This is a genomic window from Streptomyces sp. NPDC001732, from assembly GCF_053596315.1.
This window is the reverse complement of the sequence record NZ_JBSFFY010000002.1, coordinates 279,191-297,058: the sequence shown is the minus strand read 5'-3', so window position 1 is coordinate 297,058 and position 17,868 is coordinate 279,191. Positions and strand designations below refer to the sequence as shown.

Genomic DNA, 17,868 nt, shown 5'->3' with positions numbered 1-17,868 from the left:
CGCGCGACCCATCCACAGCAACAGGAGAGTGCCCATGCCCGAATTCCGCCGAGCACCCGACTGGGACCAACGGGCCGACCGCGGGACGCGGTTGACCGACCCGGTGGTCACGGTCCGGCAGTTGTCCCGCTTCGGATTCGCCCGGCGTCCGCTCACCCGGATCGACCACGCCCTGGTCTTCTCGGCCCCGGACGGCTCGTACGACACCTATCTCCCGCCGGTCCGCCCCACCCGGGCCGGAGCCGCCGCGAAGCGCTACACCTCGGTGTACGAGGTCGACATGGGTGTCCATCCCGTGCGCGAGGAGATCTCCCTGCCGAGCGATGACGACGCCTTCGAGTTCGCGGCGGTCGTCGAACTCTCGTGGCAGGTCGTCGATCCCGCGCTGTTCGTGGCGAGCCGGCACCGTGACGTGCCGCGGCTGCTGATCGGCGAGCTGGAGCAGTCGGCCCGGCCCGTCACCCGCCGCCACCCCGTCTCCCGGAGCGCGGCGGCCGAGGAAGCACTCCTGCGGGAAGTCCGCGTCCAGGGGGTGCTCGGCACCCGGGCGGGGCTCACGACGACCTGGACGGTCCGGCTGCGCGGAGACCAGGAGGCCATCGATCACGTCCGGCGCATGCGGTCCATCGACCACACGGCCACCGAACGGATCCGCACCGAACACCTCGGCCAGGAGCACGACGCCGCGATCGACCGGCGTGTCAGGGAGCAGGACGCGCTCCAGTGGGGACGCGCGGCCGAGTTCGAGGAGCAGCAGCACCGGCTGAGGCTGCGACAGCAGAAACAGCAGCACACCGAAGAGGTCGACCGGGCCCGTCGCCGGATGGAGTTGCAGCAGATGAACGCGGAGAAGATCGCCTTCTACGAGAAGCACCTGGAACAGGGCGGCGTCCGCGCATGGGCGCTCCACCTGGCCGACCACCCCGAAGACACCAGGCTTGTGGTGGCGAGCCTGCGCCAGGACCAACTGCACATGATCAAGGCGCGAATGGAGCTGGCCGGAGAGCTGCTGAAGAGCGACAGCGCGGAGAGCCACGAGCTGGAGGCACCGAAGAAGCACGCTCTCCAGGCCCTGATCGACGTACTGGACCAGCACCTTCCCGGCGTCACCGCACAGGGCACGGCCGGGGGACGGCTGACCGTGTCGATGCCGCAGGACGTCCCGGCTGCGATACCGGACCTGATCGCACCGGACATGTCCCGGCCCGGCAGAACCCCGTTCGCCACCGCCGCTCCGGAGACGGGCGAGCCGTCGAGTCCGTTCCCCGGTTGGCACCCCCCACCGGGCTACGGCAGCACTCCCCTGGAGCCGAAGAGCGCGGCCGCACCCACGGCCGGCACGGAAGACCTGGAGGAAGCGCCGGGCCGGGAGGACGCGGGCACATGACCGACAACCCACCGGTCCGGCACACCGATGCCGGGGACCGGCTCCTCCTCGACCTGCGGGCCGAGATCGCACGGGCCGACAGCAAGGCGTCCGTACTGGTCGCCGCGCTCGGCATGACCGCCGGCGTGATCAGCGGCTGGCTGGCGGGCGGCGGGTGGCGGCCGGATGCGCTCTCCGGCTCCGGGGCGGCCCTGTGGTGGACGGGCGTCGGCGGGCTGGCGGCCGCCCTGTTCTCCATGCTGATGGCGATACTGCCGCGCTACCACGGCAGTGCCTGGGCCCCCGGGGATCCGCTCACCTACTTCGCGGACATCCGGCGCGCCGCCCGGCAGAACCGATTGCCGGAAGCCCTCGATGCCACCAGGAACGCGCGGTCCGCCGCCCTCGTCACGGCTCTGACCGAGACCAGCCGGATCGCCGTGTGCAAGCACCGGTGGATACGGGTGGGGCTGCTCGCCTACTCCGTCGGCACCGTCCTGCTCCCCGCCTCGCTGCTCCTCGGCTGACACCCCTCCAAAGGACGATCATGACGCCACCGACACCTCGGCCCCCGGACCCGGGCAAGGGCTCCGTACCACCCCCGGACCCGACCGGCAGCACACCGCCCCTACCCGACGACCTGCTCTACGAGCACGGCCCCGGCCGACGCGTGTACTACACGGCGCACCAGCGGCGCATGGACGTCACCGCACTGGGGCAGCTGGCGCTGGCGCTGCCCGCCTTCCTGACGAGCGCGCTGGTGGTGCTGCTCGCGAGCGTGCTCCTGGACGGCTGCCTCGGGGCGCCGTTCTGGATACCGACCACCCTCTGGGTGGCCTCCGGCGCCCTGGTCTTCCACCGCCCCACGGAAGACCTTCTCGCTCGTCACCTGTTCGGGCTGCGGCGTCCGATGCCCCGGGAGGCCGCACGGCTGGAGCCGGTCTGGCGGGAGGTGACGGCCGCCGCCGGGGTCGACGGTGCCCGGTACCGGCTCTGGATCGAGGAGAGCGACTCCCTCAACGCGTACGCCGCCGCAGGACACATCGTGGGGGTCACCCGGTTCGCACTGGAACGGTTGTCGAGCAGCCGGCTGGCCGCCGTACTCGCCCATGAACTGGGGCACCACACCGGCGGTCACGCGTGGTCGCTGCTGCTCGGCCACTGGTACGCGCTTCCCTGCCGGGCGGCCCGGCGGGTGCTCCGTGCGACGGCCCGTTCCGTCGTCACGCCCGCCCGGTGTGCCGCCTACCTCGCCGTCGGCGTCCTGCTCCTCGTGCTCGGCGGGCTCACCTCCACCGCCGCCTGGGTCCTGTACGGGCTCCCGCTGCTGCTCGTGCTCCCGTACCTGTCGGCGGCCGTGGGGCGTCGCGCCGAGCTCCGGGCCGACCGGCACGCCGCGGCACTCGGATTCGCCCCGGAACTCGCCGAGGTGCTGGAGATGATGTACACGGACGAGACCCGGGCGCGGCAGCAGGCGTCCGCCGTCGCGGGAGAACGGCCGGAGCGCGAGTCGGCACCTGCCCGGCTGCTCTCCACCCACCCCGACGTCCCGACCCGGCTGCACCATCTGCGGCCCTACCTGTAGTCGCGACCACCCGCGCGGTGCCCCGGAAAACGCCGGAGGGCGGCCACCCCGTGCGTACGGGGTGGCCGCCCTCCGGTTCGTTCAGGCGACTCGCCTACTGGTTGTACGGACCGTAGTCGTAGTCCTCCAGCGGAACGGCCTGGCCGGAGCCCGTGCCGAACGGCGAGTATTCCATGTCGTCGTAGCCGACGGCCGAGTACATCGCGGCCTTGGCCTCCTCGGTCGGCTCGACCCGGATGTTGCGGTAGCGGGACAGGCCCGTACCGGCCGGGATGAGCTTACCGATGATGACGTTCTCCTTGAGGCCGATGAGGCTGTCGGACTTGGCGTTGATCGCCGCGTCCGTCAGGACTCGGGTCGTCTCCTGGAAGGAGGCGGCCGACAGCCAGGATTCCGTCGCCAGCGAGGCCTTGGTGATACCCATCAGCTGCGGACGGCCGGAGGCGGGGTGACCGCCCTCGGTGACCACACGACGGTTCTCGGTCTCGAACTTCGAGCGCTCGACGAGCTCGCCCGGCAGCAGCTCCGCGTCGCCGGACTCGATGATCGTCACGCGGCGCAGCATCTGCCGGATGATGATCTCGATGTGCTTGTCGTGGATCGACACACCCTGCGAGTTGTAGACCTTCTGGACCTCGCCGACCAGGTGGACCTGGACCGCGCGCTGGCCGAGGATGCGGAGCACGTCGTGCGGGTTGGTGGCACCCACGGTGAGCTTCTGGCCCACCTCGACGTGGTCGCCCTCGCCCACCAGCAGACGGGCACGCTTCGAGATCGGGAACGCCGTCTCGTCGCTGCCGTCGTCCGGGGTGACGACGATCTTCTTGGTCTTCTCGGTCTCCTCGATGCGGACGCGGCCTGCCGCCTCCGAGATCGGGGCGACACCCTTGGGCGTACGGGCTTCGAAGAGCTCGACGACTCGGGGCAGACCCTGGGTGATGTCGTCACCGGCCACACCACCGGTGTGGAAGGTACGCATCGTCAGCTGGGTACCGGGCTCACCGATGGACTGGGCGGCGATGATGCCGACCGCCTCACCGATGTCGACCAGCTTGCCGGTGGCGAGCGAGCGTCCGTAGCAGAAGGCACAGGTGCCGACCGCGGACTCACAGGTCAGGACCGAGCGGGTCTTGACCTCCTCGACGCCGTGCATGACCAGCTGGTCGATGAGCACGTCACCGAGGTCGACGTTGGCGGGCGCGATGACCTTGCCGTCGACGACGACGTCCTCGGCGAGCATGCGGGCGTAGACCGAGGTCTCGACGTCCTCCGTCTTGCGGAGGACACCGTCGACGCCCTTCTCCGCGATCTTCAGCTTGAGGCCGCGGTCGGTGCCACAGTCCTCCTCGCGGATGATCACGTCCTGCGAGACGTCCACCAGACGACGGGTCAGGTAACCCGAGTCGGCGGTACGCAGGGCGGTGTCCGCCAGACCCTTACGGGCACCGTGCGTGGAGATGAAGTACTCCAGAACGGTGAGGCCCTCACGGAAGGACGCCTTGATGGGACGCGGGATCGTCTCGTTCTTGGCGTTGGACACCAGACCACGCATACCGGCGATCTGACGCATCTGCATCATGTTTCCTCGGGCACCCGAGTCAACCATCATGAAGATGGGGTTCGTCTTGGGGAAGTTCTCGTTCATCGCCTCGGCGACCTCGTTGGTCGCCTTGGTCCAGATCGCGATGAGTTCCTGCGTGCGCTCGTCCTTGGTGATCAGACCGCGCTCGTACTGCTTCTGGACCTTCTCGTCCTGCGCCTCGTAACCGGCGACGATCTCCTTCTTGGCCGCGGGGACCACGACGTCGGAGATGGCCACGGTGACACCGGAGCGGGTCGCCCAGTAGAAGCCCGCCGCCTTCAGGTTGTCGAGCGTCGCCGCCACGATGACCTTGGGGTAGCGCTCGGCGAGGTCGTTGACGATCTCGGAGAGCTGCTTCTTGCCGACCGAGTAGTCGACGAACGGGTAGTCCTCGGGCAGCAGCTCGTTGAAGAGCGCGCGGCCCAGGGAGGTGCGCAGCCGGAACGAGTCGCCCGGCTGGAACTCCTGCTCGCCCTCCTCGGCGACCGGCGGCACCCAGCCGCGCGGCGGGATGGTGCCCACCGGGAAGCGGATGTCGACCTTCGCCTGGAGCGACAGCTCCCGGGCGTCGAAGGCCATGATCGCCTCGGCCGTGGAGCCGAAGGAACGGCCCTGTCCGACGACGTTGCGCTCCTCCTCGTCCGTGGTGAGGAAGAACAGGCCCAGCACCATGTCCTGGGTCGGCATGGTGACGGGACGGCCGTCGGCCGGCTTCAGGATGTTGTTCGAGGACAGCATCAGGATGCGGGCCTCGGCCTGCGCCTCCGCGGACAGCGGCAGGTGCACGGCCATCTGGTCACCGTCGAAGTCCGCGTTGAACGCGGTGCAGACGAGCGGGTGGATCTGGATGGCCTTGCCCTCGACCAGCTGCGGCTCGAAGGCCTGGATGCCGAGGCGGTGCAGCGTGGGCGCACGGTTCAGCAGCACCGGGTGCTCGGCGATGACCTCTTCGAGGACGTCGTACACCACGGTGCGGCCGCGCTCGACCATGCGCTTGGCCGACTTGATGTTCTGCGCGTGGTTCAGGTCGACCAGGCGCTTCATCACGAACGGCTTGAAGAGCTCCAGCGCCATGGCCTTCGGCAGACCGCACTGGTGCAGCTTGAGCTGCGGACCGACGACGATCACGGAACGCGCGGAGTAGTCCACGCGCTTGCCGAGCAGGTTCTGACGGAAGCGGCCCTGCTTGCCCTTGAGCATGTCGGACAGCGACTTCAGCGGACGGTTGCCGGGGCCCGTCACCGGGCGACCGCGACGGCCGTTGTCGAAGAGGGCGTCGACCGCCTCCTGGAGCATGCGCTTCTCGTTGTTCACGATGATCTCGGGAGCACCGAGGTCGAGAAGCCGCTTCAGGCGGTTGTTGCGGTTGATGACACGGCGGTACAGGTCGTTCAGGTCGGAGGTCGCGAAGCGGCCACCGTCCAGCTGCACCATCGGACGCAGGTCCGGCGGGATGACCGGCACGCAGTCGAGCACCATGCCCTTGGGCTTGTTGCTGGTCTGCAGGAACGCGGAGACGACCTTGAGGCGCTTGAGCGCACGGGTCTTCTTCTGGCCCTTGCCGGTGCGGATGATCTCGCGGAGGCGCTCGGCCTCCTCGTCGAGGTCGAAGGACTCCAGGCGCTTCTGCAGGGCGGCGGCGCCCATGCAGCCGTCGAAGTACGTGCCGAAGCGGTCACGCAGCTCGCGGTAGAGCAGCTCGTCGCCCTCCAGGTCCTGGACCTTGAGGTTCTTGAAGCGGCTCCACACCTCGTCGAGGCGGTCGATCTCGCGCTGCGCGCGGTCGCGCAGCTGCTTCATCTCGCGCTCGGCACCCTCGCGCACCTTGCGGCGCACGTCGGCCTTGGCGCCCTCGGCCTCCAGCTCGGCCAGGTCGGTCTCGAGCTTCTTGGCGCGGGCCTCCAGGTCGGCGTCGCGGCGGTTCTCGATCTGCTGACGCTCGACGGAGACGTGCGCCTCCAGCGAGGGCAGGTCGCGCGTACGGCGCTCCTCGTCCACGAACGTGATCATGTACGCGGCGAAGTAGATGACCTTCTCCAGGTCCTTCGGCGCGAGGTCGAGGAGGTAGCCCAGGCGCGACGGGACGCCCTTGAAGTACCAGATGTGGGTGACGGGAGCGGCAAGCTCGATGTGGCCCATGCGCTCACGGCGCACCTTGGCGCGCGTGACCTCGACGCCACAGCGCTCACAGATGATGCCCTTGAAGCGGACACGCTTGTACTTGCCGCAGTAGCACTCCCAGTCCCGGGTCGGACCGAAGATCTTCTCGCAGAAGAGTCCGTCCTTTTCGGGCTTGAGGGTGCGGTAGTTGATGGTCTCCGGCTTCTTCACTTCGCCGTGCGACCAGGTCCGGATGTCGTCCGCGGTGGCGAGGCCGATCCGCAGCTCGTCGAAGAAGTTGACGTCGAGCACTTGTCGTCAATCCCTCTTTCGGGGGTTCGAGCCCCCTCGCGTCAAAGCGAGAAATTGGGGCACTTCAGCAATGGTCTGAACGGGTCCGGGGAGAGCCGGCCGGATCACGGGGATCCGGCCGGCCAACCCGTCAGACCTCTTCGACGCTGCTCGGCTCGCGCCGGGACAGGTCGATACCGAGCTCCTCCGCCGCGCGGAAGACGTCCTCGTCCGTGTCGCGCATCTCGATGGACATGCCGTCCGAGGACAGCACCTCCACGTTGAGGCAGAGCGACTGCATTTCCTTGATGAGCACCTTGAAGGACTCGGGGATGCCGGGCTCGGGGATGTTCTCGCCCTTGACGATGGCCTCGTAGACCTTCACGCGGCCGGTCACGTCGTCGGACTTGATCGTCAGGAGCTCCTGGAGGGCGTATGCGGCGCCATAAGCCTCAAGGGCCCACACCTCCATCTCACCGAAGCGCTGTCCACCGAACTGGGCCTTACCACCCAGCGGCTGCTGGGTGATCATGGAGTACGGCCCGGTCGAACGCGCGTGCAGCTTGTCGTCGACCAGGTGGTGCAGCTTGAGGATGTACATGTACCCGACCGAGACCGGGTCCGGGAACGGCTCGCCGGAGCGGCCGTCGAACAGCTTGGCCTTGCCGGAGGGCTGGACCAGGCGGTCGCCGTCGCGGTTCGGGATCGTGGCGCTGAAGAGACCGGAGATCTCGTCCTCGCGCGCACCGTCGAAGACCGGGGTGGCGACGTTGGTGCCGGGGGCGACCTGGTCGGCGCCGATGGCCTGCAGGCGCTTGGCCCACTCGTCGCCGAGGCCGGAGACGTCCCAGCCGCGGCTGGCGAGCCAGCCGAGGTGGATCTCCAGGACCTGTCCCGGGTTCATTCGGGACGGGACGCCCAGCGGGTTGAGGATGATGTCGACCGGGGTGCCGTCCTCCAGGAACGGCATGTCCTCGATCGGCAGGATCTTCGAGATGACGCCCTTGTTGCCGTGACGGCCGGCGAGCTTGTCACCGTCGGTGATCTTGCGCTTCTGCGCGACGTAGACGCGGACCAGCTGGTTCACGCCGGGCGGCAGCTCGTCGCCCTCCTCGCGGTCGAAGACGCGGACGCCGATGACCTTGCCGATCTCGCCGTGCGGCACCTTCAGCGAGGTGTCGCGCACCTCGCGCGCCTTCTCGCCGAAGATCGCGCGGAGCAGGCGCTCCTCGGGGGTCAGCTCGGTCTCGCCCTTGGGCGTGACCTTGCCGACGAGGATGTCACCGGCGACGACCTCGGCACCGATACGGATGATGCCGCGCTCGTCGAGGTCGGCGAGGACCTCCTCGGAGACGTTCGGGATGTCCCGGGTGATCTCCTCCGGGCCGAGCTTGGTGTCACGGGCGTCGACCTCGTGCTCCTCGATGTGGATCGAGGAGAGGACGTCGTCCTGCACGAGGCGCTGCGACAGGATGATCGCGTCCTCGTAGTTGTGGCCCTCCCACGGCATGAACGCCACGAGCAGGTTCTTGCCGAGCGCCATCTCGCCGTTCTCGGTGGCCGGACCGTCGGCGAGGACCTGACCCTCGACGACCCGGTCGCCCTCGGAGACGACGACCTTCTGGTTGACCGAGGTGCCCTGGTTGGAGCGCGAGAACTTGGCGATGCGGTACGTGGTGTACGTGCCGTCGTCGTTGGTCACCGTGACGTAGTCCGCGGAGACCTCCTGGACCACACCGTCCTTCTCGGCCTTCAGCACGTCACCGGCGTCGGTGGCGCAGCGGTACTCCATGCCGGTGCCGACGAGCGGGGCCTCCGACTTAATCAGCGGCACCGCCTGACGCATCATGTTCGCGCCCATGAGGGCACGGTTGGCGTCGTCGTGCTCCAGGAAGGGGATCATCGCGGTGGCGACGGACACCATCTGGCGCGGCGAGACGTCCATGTAGTCGACCTCGCCGGCCGGCACGTAGTCGACCTCGCCGCCGCGGCGGCGGACCAGGACGCGGGGCTCGGTGAAGCGCAGTTCCTCGGAGAGGGTCGCGTTCGCCTGGGCGATGACGAAGCGGTCTTCCTCGTCGGCCGTGATGTAGTCGACCTCGTCGGTGACCTGGCCGTCGACGACCTTGCGGTACGGCGTCTCGATGAAGCCGAACGCGTTGACGCGGCCGTACGAGGCGAGCGAACCGATCAGACCGATGTTCGGGCCTTCGGGGGTCTCGATCGGGCACATGCGTCCGTAGTGGGACGGGTGCACGTCTCGGACCTCGAAGCCGGCCCGCTCACGGGACAGACCACCGGGGCCCAGTGCCGAGAGACGACGCTTGTGCGTCAGACCCGACAGCGGGTTGTTCTGGTCCATGAACTGGGACAGCTGGCTGGTGCCGAAGAACTCCTTGATGGAGGCGACGACCGGCCGGATGTTGATCAGGGTCTGCGGCGTGATCGCCTCGACGTCCTGGGTGGTCATGCGCTCGCGCACGACGCGCTCCATACGGGCGAGACCCGTACGGACCTGGTTCTGGATGAGCTCGCCGACGTTGCGCAGGCGGCGGTTGCCGAAGTGGTCGATGTCGTCGGTCTCGACGACGATCTCCCGGCCCGACTCGCCGATCGTCTCGGTCTCACCGGCGTGCAGCTTGACCAGGTACTTGATGGTCGCAATGACGTCGTCGGTGGTGAGGACCCCGGCGTCCAGCGGCTCGTCCGCGCCGAGCTTCTTGTTCACCTTGTAGCGGCCGACCTTCGCCAGGTCGTAACGCTTCGGGTTGAAGTAGAGGTTCTCCAGCAGCGTCTGGGCGGCCTCGCGCGTGGGCGGCTCGCCCGGACGGAGCTTGCGGTAGATGTCGAGCAGCGCGTCGTCCTGGCCCTGGGTGTGGTCCTTCTCCAGGGTGGCGCGCATGGACTCGTACTCGCCGAACTCCTGCAGGATCTGCTCGGTCGTCCAGCCGAGAGCCTTGAGCAGAACGGTCACGGACTGCTTGCGCTTGCGGTCGATGCGCACGCCGACCATGTCGCGCTTGTCGATCTCCATCTCCAGCCAGGCACCCCGGGACGGGATGATCTTGGCGGAGAAGATGTCCTTGTCGGACGTCTTGTCGATGGAGGAGTCGAAGTAGACACCCGGCGAACGGACCAGCTGCGACACGACGACACGCTCGGTGCCGTTGATGACGAAGGTGCCCTTGTTGGTCATGAGCGGGAAGTCGCCCATGAAGACCGTCTGGGACTTGATCTCGCCGGTCTCGTTGTTGGTGAACTCGGCCGTGACGAAGAGCGGGGCGGCGAACGTGAAGTCGCGCTCCTTGCACTCGTCGATCGAGTTCTTCGGGGGCTCGAAGCGGTGGTCGCGGAACGTAAGCGACATCGACCCGGAGAAGTCCTCGATCGGGGAAATCTCCTCGAAGATTTCCTCCAGGCCGGACTTTGTGGGGACGTCTTGTCCACTGTCCAGAGCAGCCTCGACGCGAGCCTTCCAGGCGGCATTGCCGAGGAGCCAGTCGAAGCTCTCGGTCTGCAGCGCGAGGAGGTTCGGAACCTCGAGGGGCTCCTTGATCTTTGCAAAGGAGATGCGCAGCGGGGCGGTGCTGGCACCGTTGTTCGTATTCGCGGTCGAGGCGTTGCGCGAGGCGGCCAAGAGGGGGTCCTTCCGAGGGCTCGGACTCACTACGCGCGTACCGGTCCCAAGTCGGTCACGGAGACAGTCCGTTCCTGATCGACCAGAAAAGGCCAGGTCAGGGGCGTTCGGTCATCGGTGCTCAAGCGTGGGCATGCCCCTGGTGACGGGCAGGGGGCAGCTAACAGGCAGCGCAAAGGGTCAGTGTAGCCAAACGGCACACTGATGTCCAGTCGGGGTTCTCAGAGACCCACGTTGCTCTCAACAGCTGTTCTCAACACCCATGACTCGGTTGTCGCGCGTGGTGCGCTCTTCTTTACTGCCCGCTCCGCCCACGATCCATGCCTCGGATTCGGATCGATGTGGCGACGCGTCCTGAGAATTGCGCGCCGCGTGCGGTTCGTCAAGGCCCCCCAGCGGGGTCGGCGGCCCCGAGGTCCTCACCCGAACGCCTCCCGGCGCCGGTCGGCCGCTCCGAAAGGCAACGGCGATGATCACCATACTCGTCACCGCGGGAAGAGCAAGGCAGCGGCGTCGGGGACGCCGAAGGGCGACCACCCTGATGGGTGATCGCCCTTCGTGAGACGACCTCCGTGCCGTGCGGCACGGGTGGTCAGAAGGAGTCAGACGACTCCTCGAGTCACTTGACCTCGACGGAAGCGCCGGCGGCCTTGAGGGACTCGGCAGCCTTGTCGGCGGCCTCCTTGGCGACCTTCTCGAGGACCGGCTTCGGGGTGCCGTCGACGAGGTCCTTGGCCTCCTTCAGACCCAGCGAGGTCAGCTCACGCACGACCTTGATGACCTGGATCTTCTTGTCGCCGGCGCCGGTGAGGATGACGTCGAACTCGTCCTGCTCCTCGGCGGCAGCGGCCTCGCCGCCACCCTGGGCCGGGCCGGCGGCAACGGCGACGGCCGCAGCGGCGGTGACGTCGAACTTCTCCTCGAAGGCCTTCACGAACTCGGAGAGCTCGATGAGGGTCATCTCCTCGAACTGCGCGAGCAGGTCGTCCTGGGACAGCTTCGCCATGATGGCGTCCTTCCACTAATTCGGCAGGTGCCGGATGTACATGTAGGCGGGCGTACGTTCGGCCCGCTGCGACCGTCGCCCTAGGCAGCGACGATCATTGCGCGAGCCGAATTACTCGGCACCGCCCTGCTCGGCCTGCTTGGCACGAAGCGCCTCCGCGGTGCGGACGAACTTCGACGGGAGCGCCTGGAAGACCTGAGCAGCCTGAGTCTGCTTGCCCTTCATGGCGCCCGCCAGCTTGGCGAGCAGAACCTCGCGGGACTCGAGGTCCGCGAGCTTCTTGATCTCATCGGCGGACAGCGCCTTGCCGTCAAGGACACCGCCCTTGATGACGAGGTTGGGGTTCTCCTTGGCGAAGTCACGAAGACCCTTCGCCGACTCCACCGGGTCACCGGTGACGAAGGCAACCGCCGTCGGACCAGTGAACAGGTCGTCGAGCGCGTCGATCCCGGCCTCGTTGGCCGCAATCTTGGTCAGCGTGTTCTTCACCACGGCGTACTGGGCGTTCTCACCGAGCGAACGGCGCAGCTGCTTGAGCTGAGCCACGGTGAGACCCCGGTACTCGGTCAGCACGGCGGCGTTCGAGCTGCGGAACTGGTCCGTCAGCTCGGCTACCGCGGCAGCCTTGTCGGGCCTTGCCATGAGCGTCGGCCTCCTTCCGGGTGATGAGGACCGCTCAGAAGGGGCCGGGAAAGACGAAACGCCCCGGCGCAGGCGCCAGGGCGTAGCTCGACCGAACGTAATCCGGGAGCTCTCCACAGTCACCTGCGCAGGTCGCCCGTACTCAACGGATCCTTCGGTCGCCATCCCCTCTCGCGAGGGCACAGCAACGACCAGCGGTCTTTGGCTTCTGCAGAAGGTTACGCGACCGGGCCCGCGCCGAGCAAATCGTCCCTCCGCGGGTGGTCCGGCAGGATCAGGAAACGCCGGTGGCGGCGCCCTGCTGCTGCTTCAGGAGCTCCTTGAAGTCGACCGTGTCGGAGGCCGCGGGCCGCTCGACCGAGGCGTCGGTGCCGTAGTCGCTGTAGTACACCGTGGAGTTGAGCTCCCCGGTCTTCATCTGGCCGCGCTCGGTCTTCTTGACCAGCAGGTCGTTCTTGTCGACCCAGATGTCGACCTGCTCCGTGGTGATGCCGGCGTCGCTCAGCTGCTTCTTCAGCTGGGCGAGCTGGTCGGCGTCGAGCTCGGAGTTCTTCGCGGTCAGCTCGGCGACGTCGACCGTGCCCGAGTAGTGCGTGGTGGGAACGCCGCGCACGTCCTCCTCGCCGACCTTCTTCACGTCGCCGGAGGCCAGCAGGGACTTCACGCCCTGGTCGGGGGTGGTGTTCTCCATCTGCTGCTTCATCGCCTCGCCGGAGGCACCCGCCATCTTGGCGACGTCGGCGTAGCTGTAGTTGATCCAGTGCTTGCCGCCGGTCTGCTTGGCGAAGCCGTCGCCCATGTTCACGGCGTAGCCGTCCTTGAAGTACCGGGCCTGCATCGCGCCGGTACCGCCGGTCTGCTTGATGGCGTCCGCCATGGTGCCGCCGGTGTACGTGATCTCCATGGCGCCGGTGAGGCCGTCGGACCAGTCGATGGTGCCGGTCTGCTTCATGGACATGGTGGTGCCCATCTGCGTGGTGCCCTCGACCTTGGCCGAGCTCTGCTTGCCGGTCTTCTTCTGGACGTCGCGCAGCGCGGCTATCGGGTCGGCCTTCGTCACGCCGCTGCTGCGGTCCTTGCCGCTCTTCTTGTCGCTGTCGGTCCCGTCGTTGCAGGCCGCTACCGACGTCAGCGCCGCCGCCACCGCCACCGACAGGCACACGCGTCGTACGGTACTGGTCCTCATGTCAGCTTCCACCCCTCGTTCGGCTCTGTCGGGGGCTCACGCTAACGCACGGGTCCGACAGCGCCCTCGGTACGTACGGATACGAGGACGGGCCCCGCACCTCGAAAGGTTGCGGGGCCCGTCGATGTCACACGTGACACGGCGTGCTGCCGAGCGCGGGGGCTCAGACGGCGGCCGGGTCCTCCTCGACGAGGAGGTTACGGGTGCGGTTGGCGTCCAGCGGGATGCCGGGGCCCATCGTGGTGGTCAGGGCGGCCTTCTTGATGTAGCGGCCCTTGGCGGCGGACGGCTTCAGACGGAGGACTTCCTCCAGCGCCGCGGCGTAGTTCTCCACCAGCTTGGTGTCGTCGAACGAGACCTTGCCGATGATGAAGTGCAGGTTCGAGTGCTTGTCGACGCGGAACTCGATCTTGCCGCCCTTGATGTCGGTGACGGCCTTGGCGACGTCGGGGGTGACGGTGCCGGTCTTCGGGTTCGGCATCAGACCACGCGGACCGAGCACGCGGCCGAGGCGGCCGACCTTGCCCATGAGGTCCGGGGTGGCGACGACGGCGTCGAAGTCCAGACGGCCCTTCGCCACCTCGTCGATGAGCTCGTCGGCGCCGACGATGTCGGCGCCCGCGGCTTCCGCGGCCGCAGCACGGTCACCGGTCGCGAAGACCAGGACCCGGGCGGTCTTGCCGGTGCCGTGCGGGAGGTTCACGGTGCCACGGACCATCTGGTCGGCCTTGCGGGGGTCGACACCCAGACGGAAGGCGACCTCGACAGTGCCGTCGAACTTCGTGGTCGCGGTCTCCTTGGCGAGGCGGACGGCCTCGAGCGGGGCGTAGAGGCGCTCCCGGTCGACCTTGGCGTCCGCAGCCCGGAGGTTCTTGCTGCGCTTCACTTCTACTCCTGTGGTTTCAGAGTGTGGAGTCGTGGTGCGGGCCAGCGCTTGGCCCTACCACTGAGGACGTGAGGGGCTGATTCAGCCTTCGACCGTGATGCCCATGGAACGGGCGGTGCCAGCGATGATCTTCGACGCGGCGTCGAGGTCGTTGGCGTTCAGGTCGGGGAGCTTCGTCGTGGCGATCTCGCGGACCTGGGCAGCCGTCAGCTTGGCGACCTTGGTCTTGTGCGGCTCGCCGGAGCCCTTCTCCACACCCGCGGCCTTGAGGATCAGCTTGGCGGCCGGCGGCGTCTTGGTGACGAAGGTGAAGGAGCGGTCCTCGTAGACCGTGATCTCCACCGGCACGACCATGCCACGCTGCGACTCGGTCGCGGCGTTGTAGGCCTTGCAGAACTCCATGATGTTGACGCCGTGCTGGCCGAGCGCCGGGCCGACCGGCGGAGCCGGGTTGGCGGCGCCGGCGTTGATCTGGAGCTTGATAAGCCCCGTGACCTTCTTCTTCTTGGGAGGCATGTGCTCTCTCCGGGTCCTAGTGAGAGTGTTTCGCCACCGCCCGGTCATCCGGATGGAGGCATACCGCACAACGATAACGGGTATGGCTGCGCGTCCAAAAACCGAGCAGGTCAGACGGGCTTCTCAGCCGGTCTGACCTGCTCGGTAGGCATGGGCCCAGAAACTGTCGCCGGTGGCGTCAGTTCTTCTGGATCTGGTCGAAGCTGAGCTCGACCGGCGTCTCGCGGCCGAAGATCTCGACGAGGCCCTTGACCTTCTTCGAGTCGGCGTTGATCTCGTTGATCGTCGCCTGCAGCGTCGCGAACGGGCCGTCGGTGACGGTGACCGAGTCGCCGACCTCGAAGTCGAGCACCTGGACCTCGACCTTGCGGGCCGGAGCCGGCTTGCCCTCGGCCTCGGCGGCCTCGCGGGCGGCCTTCTCCTCGGCCTCCGGGGCGAGCATCTTGACGATCTCGTCCAGGGTCAGCGGGTAGGGGTCGTAGGCGTTGCCCACGAAGCCGGTGACGCCGGGGGTGTTGCGGACGACGCCCCAGGACTCGTTCGTCAGATCCATGCGCACCAGGACGTAGCCCGGGAGCTTGTTCTGGCGGACGTTCTTGCGCTCGCCGTTCTTGATCTGGACGATCTCTTCCTCGGGCACTTCGGCCTGGTAGATGAACTCCTCGACGTTGAGCGAGACGGCGCGCTGCTCCAGGTTGGCCTTCACGCGCTTCTCGTACCCGGCGTACGTGTGGATGACGTACCACTCGCCGGGAAGGCCGCGCAGCTCCTCGCGCAGGGCCGCGACGGCGTCGACGGGGGCGGCCGGCTCGGCCTCCTCCGCGGCGTCCTCGTCGTTCCCGGCCTCGTCCTCGGCGGGCTCGTCCGCGGCGGCGTCGGCAGCTTCGGCCTGGTCCGGCTCCTCGGCGTCCGCCGCCTCGACGGTGTCGAGCTCGTCCTCGGCGGACTCGAAGGCGCCCGCCGTCGGCTCGACGGCGTCGTTCAGGTTCGGGTCAGACACGGTGGCTGCTTCTTCCTGGATACAAATGGGTGGAACATGCGAAAGGGGCGCCTTGTGAGGCGCCCTCCGCGGGATCAGCCGAAGACGTACTTGATGACCCGCTGGAACCCGAAGTCAACCACGGTGACCAGACCGATCATGACGACAACGAAAACAATCACCACAGTGGTGTATGTCGTCAGCTGACTACGGGTCGGCCAGACGACCTTGCGCAGCTCGGCGATTACCTGGCGGTAGAACAGCGCGAGGCGACCCAGAGGGCCCTTCTTTCCGCGCTTTCCGCCCTTCCGGGTCTTCTTCTTCGACTCGGATACTTCATTCTCGGCATCAGGCATGTCGATGGAGCCCACGGCGTCCGTCACGCTTCTCACCTGATTCCGGGTCATGGCCGTGCCGCGCCCGGTGGAGCCGCACGGCGGTGCATTGAAGTACGTACATGCGCACACATCCTGGCGAAGGAGTGTGTAGCAGGGCCGGAGGGACTTGAACCCCCAACCGCTGGTTTTGGAGACCAGTGCTCTACCAATTGAGCTACGACCCTTTGTGGTTTCCACCAACCTACCGCATCTCCCCGGACGACCCGAGTGCAGGAACGGTGTGGCTGGTGAAGGCCAACGACAGGTGAGTGTACGTGTTCAGCGGCCCGGCGTCGAACAGATAGCTCGCGGCGGCTTCCGGTCCGGGCCCGTCCGCATGCTGTCCGGGTCCTGTCCGGTCCCTGAAACCCGTGTGCCGCCGGGGATCGGGGTCTGGGACCATGGGGGCCATGAGCGCTGCAACTTCCCCCTCCGAGCGCCGGGTCTCCGCCCGCATCGGTGCGATCTCCGAATCCGCCACCCTCGCCGTCGACGCCAAGGCCAAGGCCCTCAAGGCCGCCGGTCGTCCGGTGATCGGCTTCGGCGCCGGCGAGCCCGACTTCCCGACCCCCGACTACATCGTCGAGGCCGCCGTCGAGGCCTGCCGCAACCCGAAATACCACCGCTACACCCCGGCGGGCGGGCTCCCGGAGCTCAAGGCCGCCATCGCGGAGAAGACGCTGCGCGACTCCGGTTACGAGGTCGACGCCTCCCAGATCCTGGTGACCAACGGCGGCAAGCAGGCCATCTACGAGGCGTTCGCCGCGATCCTCGACCCGGGCGACGAGGTCATCGTCCCGGCCCCGTACTGGACCACCTACCCCGAGTCGATCCGCCTCGCGGGCGGCGTCCCGGTCGAGGTCGTGGCCGACGAGACGACCGGTTACCGCGTCTCGGTGGAGCAGCTGGAGGCGGCGCGCACGGAGCGGACCAAGGTCGTCCTCTTCGTCTCCCCGTCCAACCCGACCGGCGCCGTGTACAGCGAGGCCGACGCCGAGGCGATCGGCCGCTGGGCCGTCGAGCACGGCCTGTGGGTGCTGACCGACGAGATCTACGAGCACCTGGTCTACGGCGACGCGAAGTTCACCTCGCTGCCCGCGATCGTGCCCGAGCTGCGCGACAAGTGCATCGTGGTCAACGGCGTCGCCAAGACGTACGCGATGACCGGCTGGCGGGTGGGCTGGGTCATCGGCCCGAAGGACGTCGTCAAGGCCGCGACCAACCTCCAGTCGCACGCCACGTCCAACGTCTCCAACGTGGCCCAGGTCGCCGCGCTGGCCGCCGTCTCCGGGAACCTGGACGCGGTCGCCGAGATGCGCACCGCCTTCGACCGGCGTCGGCGGACCATCGTCCGGATGCTCAACGAGATCGACGGCGTGCTGTGTCCGGAGCCCGAGGGCGCGTTCTACGCGTACCCGTCGGTGAAGGGGCTGCTCGGCCGGGAGATCCGCGGAAGGCGCCCGGCCACCTCGGTCGAGCTGGCCGCGCTGATCCTGGACGAGGCCGAGGTCGCGGTCGTCCCGGGCGAGGCCTTCGGCACGCCGGGCTATCTGCGCCTCTCGTACGCCCTGGGCGACGACGACCTCGTCGAGGGCGTCTCCCGGATCCAGAAGCTGCTGGCCGAGGCCAGGGCGTAGGCGCCTTCGAGCACGCACGGGCGGCCCCCGGTCCCGGCCGGGGGCCGCTCGTTTGTTCCGCCTTCACCCCGGATTGGC

13 protein-coding genes and 1 tRNA gene are annotated in these 17,868 nt (G+C 67.9%); 4 read left to right on the top strand and 10 right to left on the bottom strand.

Annotation, left to right across the window (positions count from 1 at the left end):
* Nucleotides 1–34 precede the first annotated feature (34 nt).
* From ACWCXX_RS04120 to ACWCXX_RS04110, 3 genes are read left to right on the top strand one after another with little or no spacing between them, the layout of a single operon-like run.
* Nucleotides 35–1,387 (top strand): hypothetical protein, encoded by a 1,353-nt coding sequence (locus tag ACWCXX_RS04120; protein WP_451124058.1) that lies wholly within the window; start codon nucleotides 35–37, stop codon nucleotides 1,385–1,387.
* Complete coding sequence (locus tag ACWCXX_RS04115; RefSeq protein ID WP_451124056.1) at nucleotides 1,384–1,893, top strand: Pycsar system effector family protein; 510 nt, start codon at nucleotides 1,384–1,386, stop codon at nucleotides 1,891–1,893. The genes ACWCXX_RS04120 and ACWCXX_RS04115 overlap by 4 nt, the downstream gene beginning before the upstream one ends.
* A gap of 20 nt (nucleotides 1,894–1,913) precedes the next feature.
* Nucleotides 1,914–2,951, top strand: a complete 1,038-nt coding sequence (locus ACWCXX_RS04110; protein WP_451124054.1) for a M48 family metalloprotease — start codon at nucleotides 1,914–1,916, stop codon at nucleotides 2,949–2,951.
* 94 nt (nucleotides 2,952–3,045) lie between these two features.
* On the opposite strand, the gene ACWCXX_RS04105 is transcribed toward ACWCXX_RS04110, so the two are convergent.
* The 10 genes from ACWCXX_RS04105 to ACWCXX_RS04060 all read right to left on the bottom strand — a co-directional run bounded on the left by ACWCXX_RS04105 (nucleotide 3,046) and on the right by ACWCXX_RS04060 (nucleotide 16,338).
* Nucleotides 3,046–6,945, bottom strand: a complete 3,900-nt coding sequence (locus ACWCXX_RS04105) for a DNA-directed RNA polymerase subunit beta' (RefSeq protein ID WP_451124052.1) — start codon at nucleotides 6,943–6,945, stop codon at nucleotides 3,046–3,048.
* A gap of 130 nt (nucleotides 6,946–7,075) precedes the next feature.
* Entirely contained in the window at nucleotides 7,076–10,561 is a 3,486-nt protein-coding gene (gene rpoB, locus ACWCXX_RS04100) for a DNA-directed RNA polymerase subunit beta (protein WP_451124050.1), read from the bottom strand.
* 619 nt (nucleotides 10,562–11,180) lie between these two features.
* Nucleotides 11,181–11,567, bottom strand: a complete 387-nt coding sequence (gene rplL / locus ACWCXX_RS04095; RefSeq protein ID WP_451124048.1) for a 50S ribosomal protein L7/L12 — start codon at nucleotides 11,565–11,567, stop codon at nucleotides 11,181–11,183.
* Between the two features lie 111 nt (nucleotides 11,568–11,678).
* Nucleotides 11,679–12,209 carry a 50S ribosomal protein L10 gene (rplJ, locus tag ACWCXX_RS04090; RefSeq protein ID WP_392256276.1) on the bottom strand — a complete coding sequence of 177 codons (531 nt, stop codon included), beginning with the start codon at nucleotides 12,207–12,209 and terminating at the stop codon, nucleotides 11,679–11,681.
* A gap of 274 nt (nucleotides 12,210–12,483) precedes the next feature.
* Nucleotides 12,484–13,395 (bottom strand): hypothetical protein, encoded by a 912-nt coding sequence (locus tag ACWCXX_RS04085; protein ID WP_451124046.1) that lies wholly within the window; start codon nucleotides 13,393–13,395, stop codon nucleotides 12,484–12,486.
* A 163-nt stretch (nucleotides 13,396–13,558) separates the two neighbouring features.
* The gene (rplA, locus tag ACWCXX_RS04080; RefSeq protein ID WP_148838688.1) at nucleotides 13,559–14,281 is read right to left on the bottom strand and encodes a 50S ribosomal protein L1; all 723 of its coding nucleotides are present in this window, start codon (nucleotides 14,279–14,281) and stop codon (nucleotides 13,559–13,561) included.
* A gap of 81 nt (nucleotides 14,282–14,362) precedes the next feature.
* Complete coding sequence (gene rplK / locus ACWCXX_RS04075) at nucleotides 14,363–14,797, bottom strand: 50S ribosomal protein L11 (protein ID WP_006126872.1); 435 nt, start codon at nucleotides 14,795–14,797, stop codon at nucleotides 14,363–14,365.
* 178 nt (nucleotides 14,798–14,975) lie between these two features.
* A complete protein-coding gene (gene nusG / locus ACWCXX_RS04070) occupies nucleotides 14,976–15,797 on the bottom strand; it encodes a transcription termination/antitermination protein NusG (protein WP_451124044.1) in 822 nt (273 codons plus the stop codon).
* Nucleotides 15,798–15,871: 74 nt separating this feature from the next.
* The gene (gene secE / locus ACWCXX_RS04065; RefSeq protein ID WP_451124042.1) at nucleotides 15,872–16,159 is read right to left on the bottom strand and encodes a preprotein translocase subunit SecE; all 288 of its coding nucleotides are present in this window, start codon (nucleotides 16,157–16,159) and stop codon (nucleotides 15,872–15,874) included.
* Nucleotides 16,160–16,265: 106 nt separating this feature from the next.
* Nucleotides 16,266–16,338, bottom strand: a tRNA-Trp gene (locus ACWCXX_RS04060).
* 225 nt (nucleotides 16,339–16,563) lie between these two features.
* Here ACWCXX_RS04060 and ACWCXX_RS04055 point away from each other — a divergent pair.
* Complete coding sequence (locus tag ACWCXX_RS04055; protein ID WP_451124040.1) at nucleotides 16,564–17,790, top strand: pyridoxal phosphate-dependent aminotransferase; 1,227 nt, start codon at nucleotides 16,564–16,566, stop codon at nucleotides 17,788–17,790.
* The last annotated feature ends 78 nt before the right edge of the window (nucleotides 17,791–17,868 follow it).

Excerpts from the sequence above, each read along its gene's own strand:
- ACWCXX_RS04055 (WP_451124040.1), top strand. The coding sequence starts at position 16,564 with ATGAGCGCTGCAACTTCCCCCTCCGAGCGCCGGGTCTCCGCCCGCATC.
- ACWCXX_RS04120 (WP_451124058.1), top strand. The coding sequence starts at position 35 with ATGCCCGAATTCCGCCGAGCACCCGACTGGGACCAACGGGCCGACCGC.
- ACWCXX_RS04110 (WP_451124054.1), top strand. The coding sequence starts at position 1,914 with ATGACGCCACCGACACCTCGGCCCCCGGACCCGGGCAAGGGCTCCGTA.
- ACWCXX_RS04085 (WP_451124046.1), bottom strand. The coding sequence starts at position 13,395 with ATGAGGACCAGTACCGTACGACGCGTGTGCCTGTCGGTGGCGGTGGCG.
- rplL (WP_451124048.1), bottom strand. The coding sequence starts at position 11,567 with ATGGCGAAGCTGTCCCAGGACGACCTGCTCGCGCAGTTCGAGGAGATG.
- ACWCXX_RS04115 (WP_451124056.1), top strand. The coding sequence starts at position 1,384 with ATGACCGACAACCCACCGGTCCGGCACACCGATGCCGGGGACCGGCTC.
- rplK (WP_006126872.1), bottom strand. The coding sequence starts at position 14,797 with ATGCCTCCCAAGAAGAAGAAGGTCACGGGGCTTATCAAGCTCCAGATC.
- rplJ (WP_392256276.1), bottom strand. The coding sequence starts at position 12,209 with ATGGCAAGGCCCGACAAGGCTGCCGCGGTAGCCGAGCTGACGGACCAG.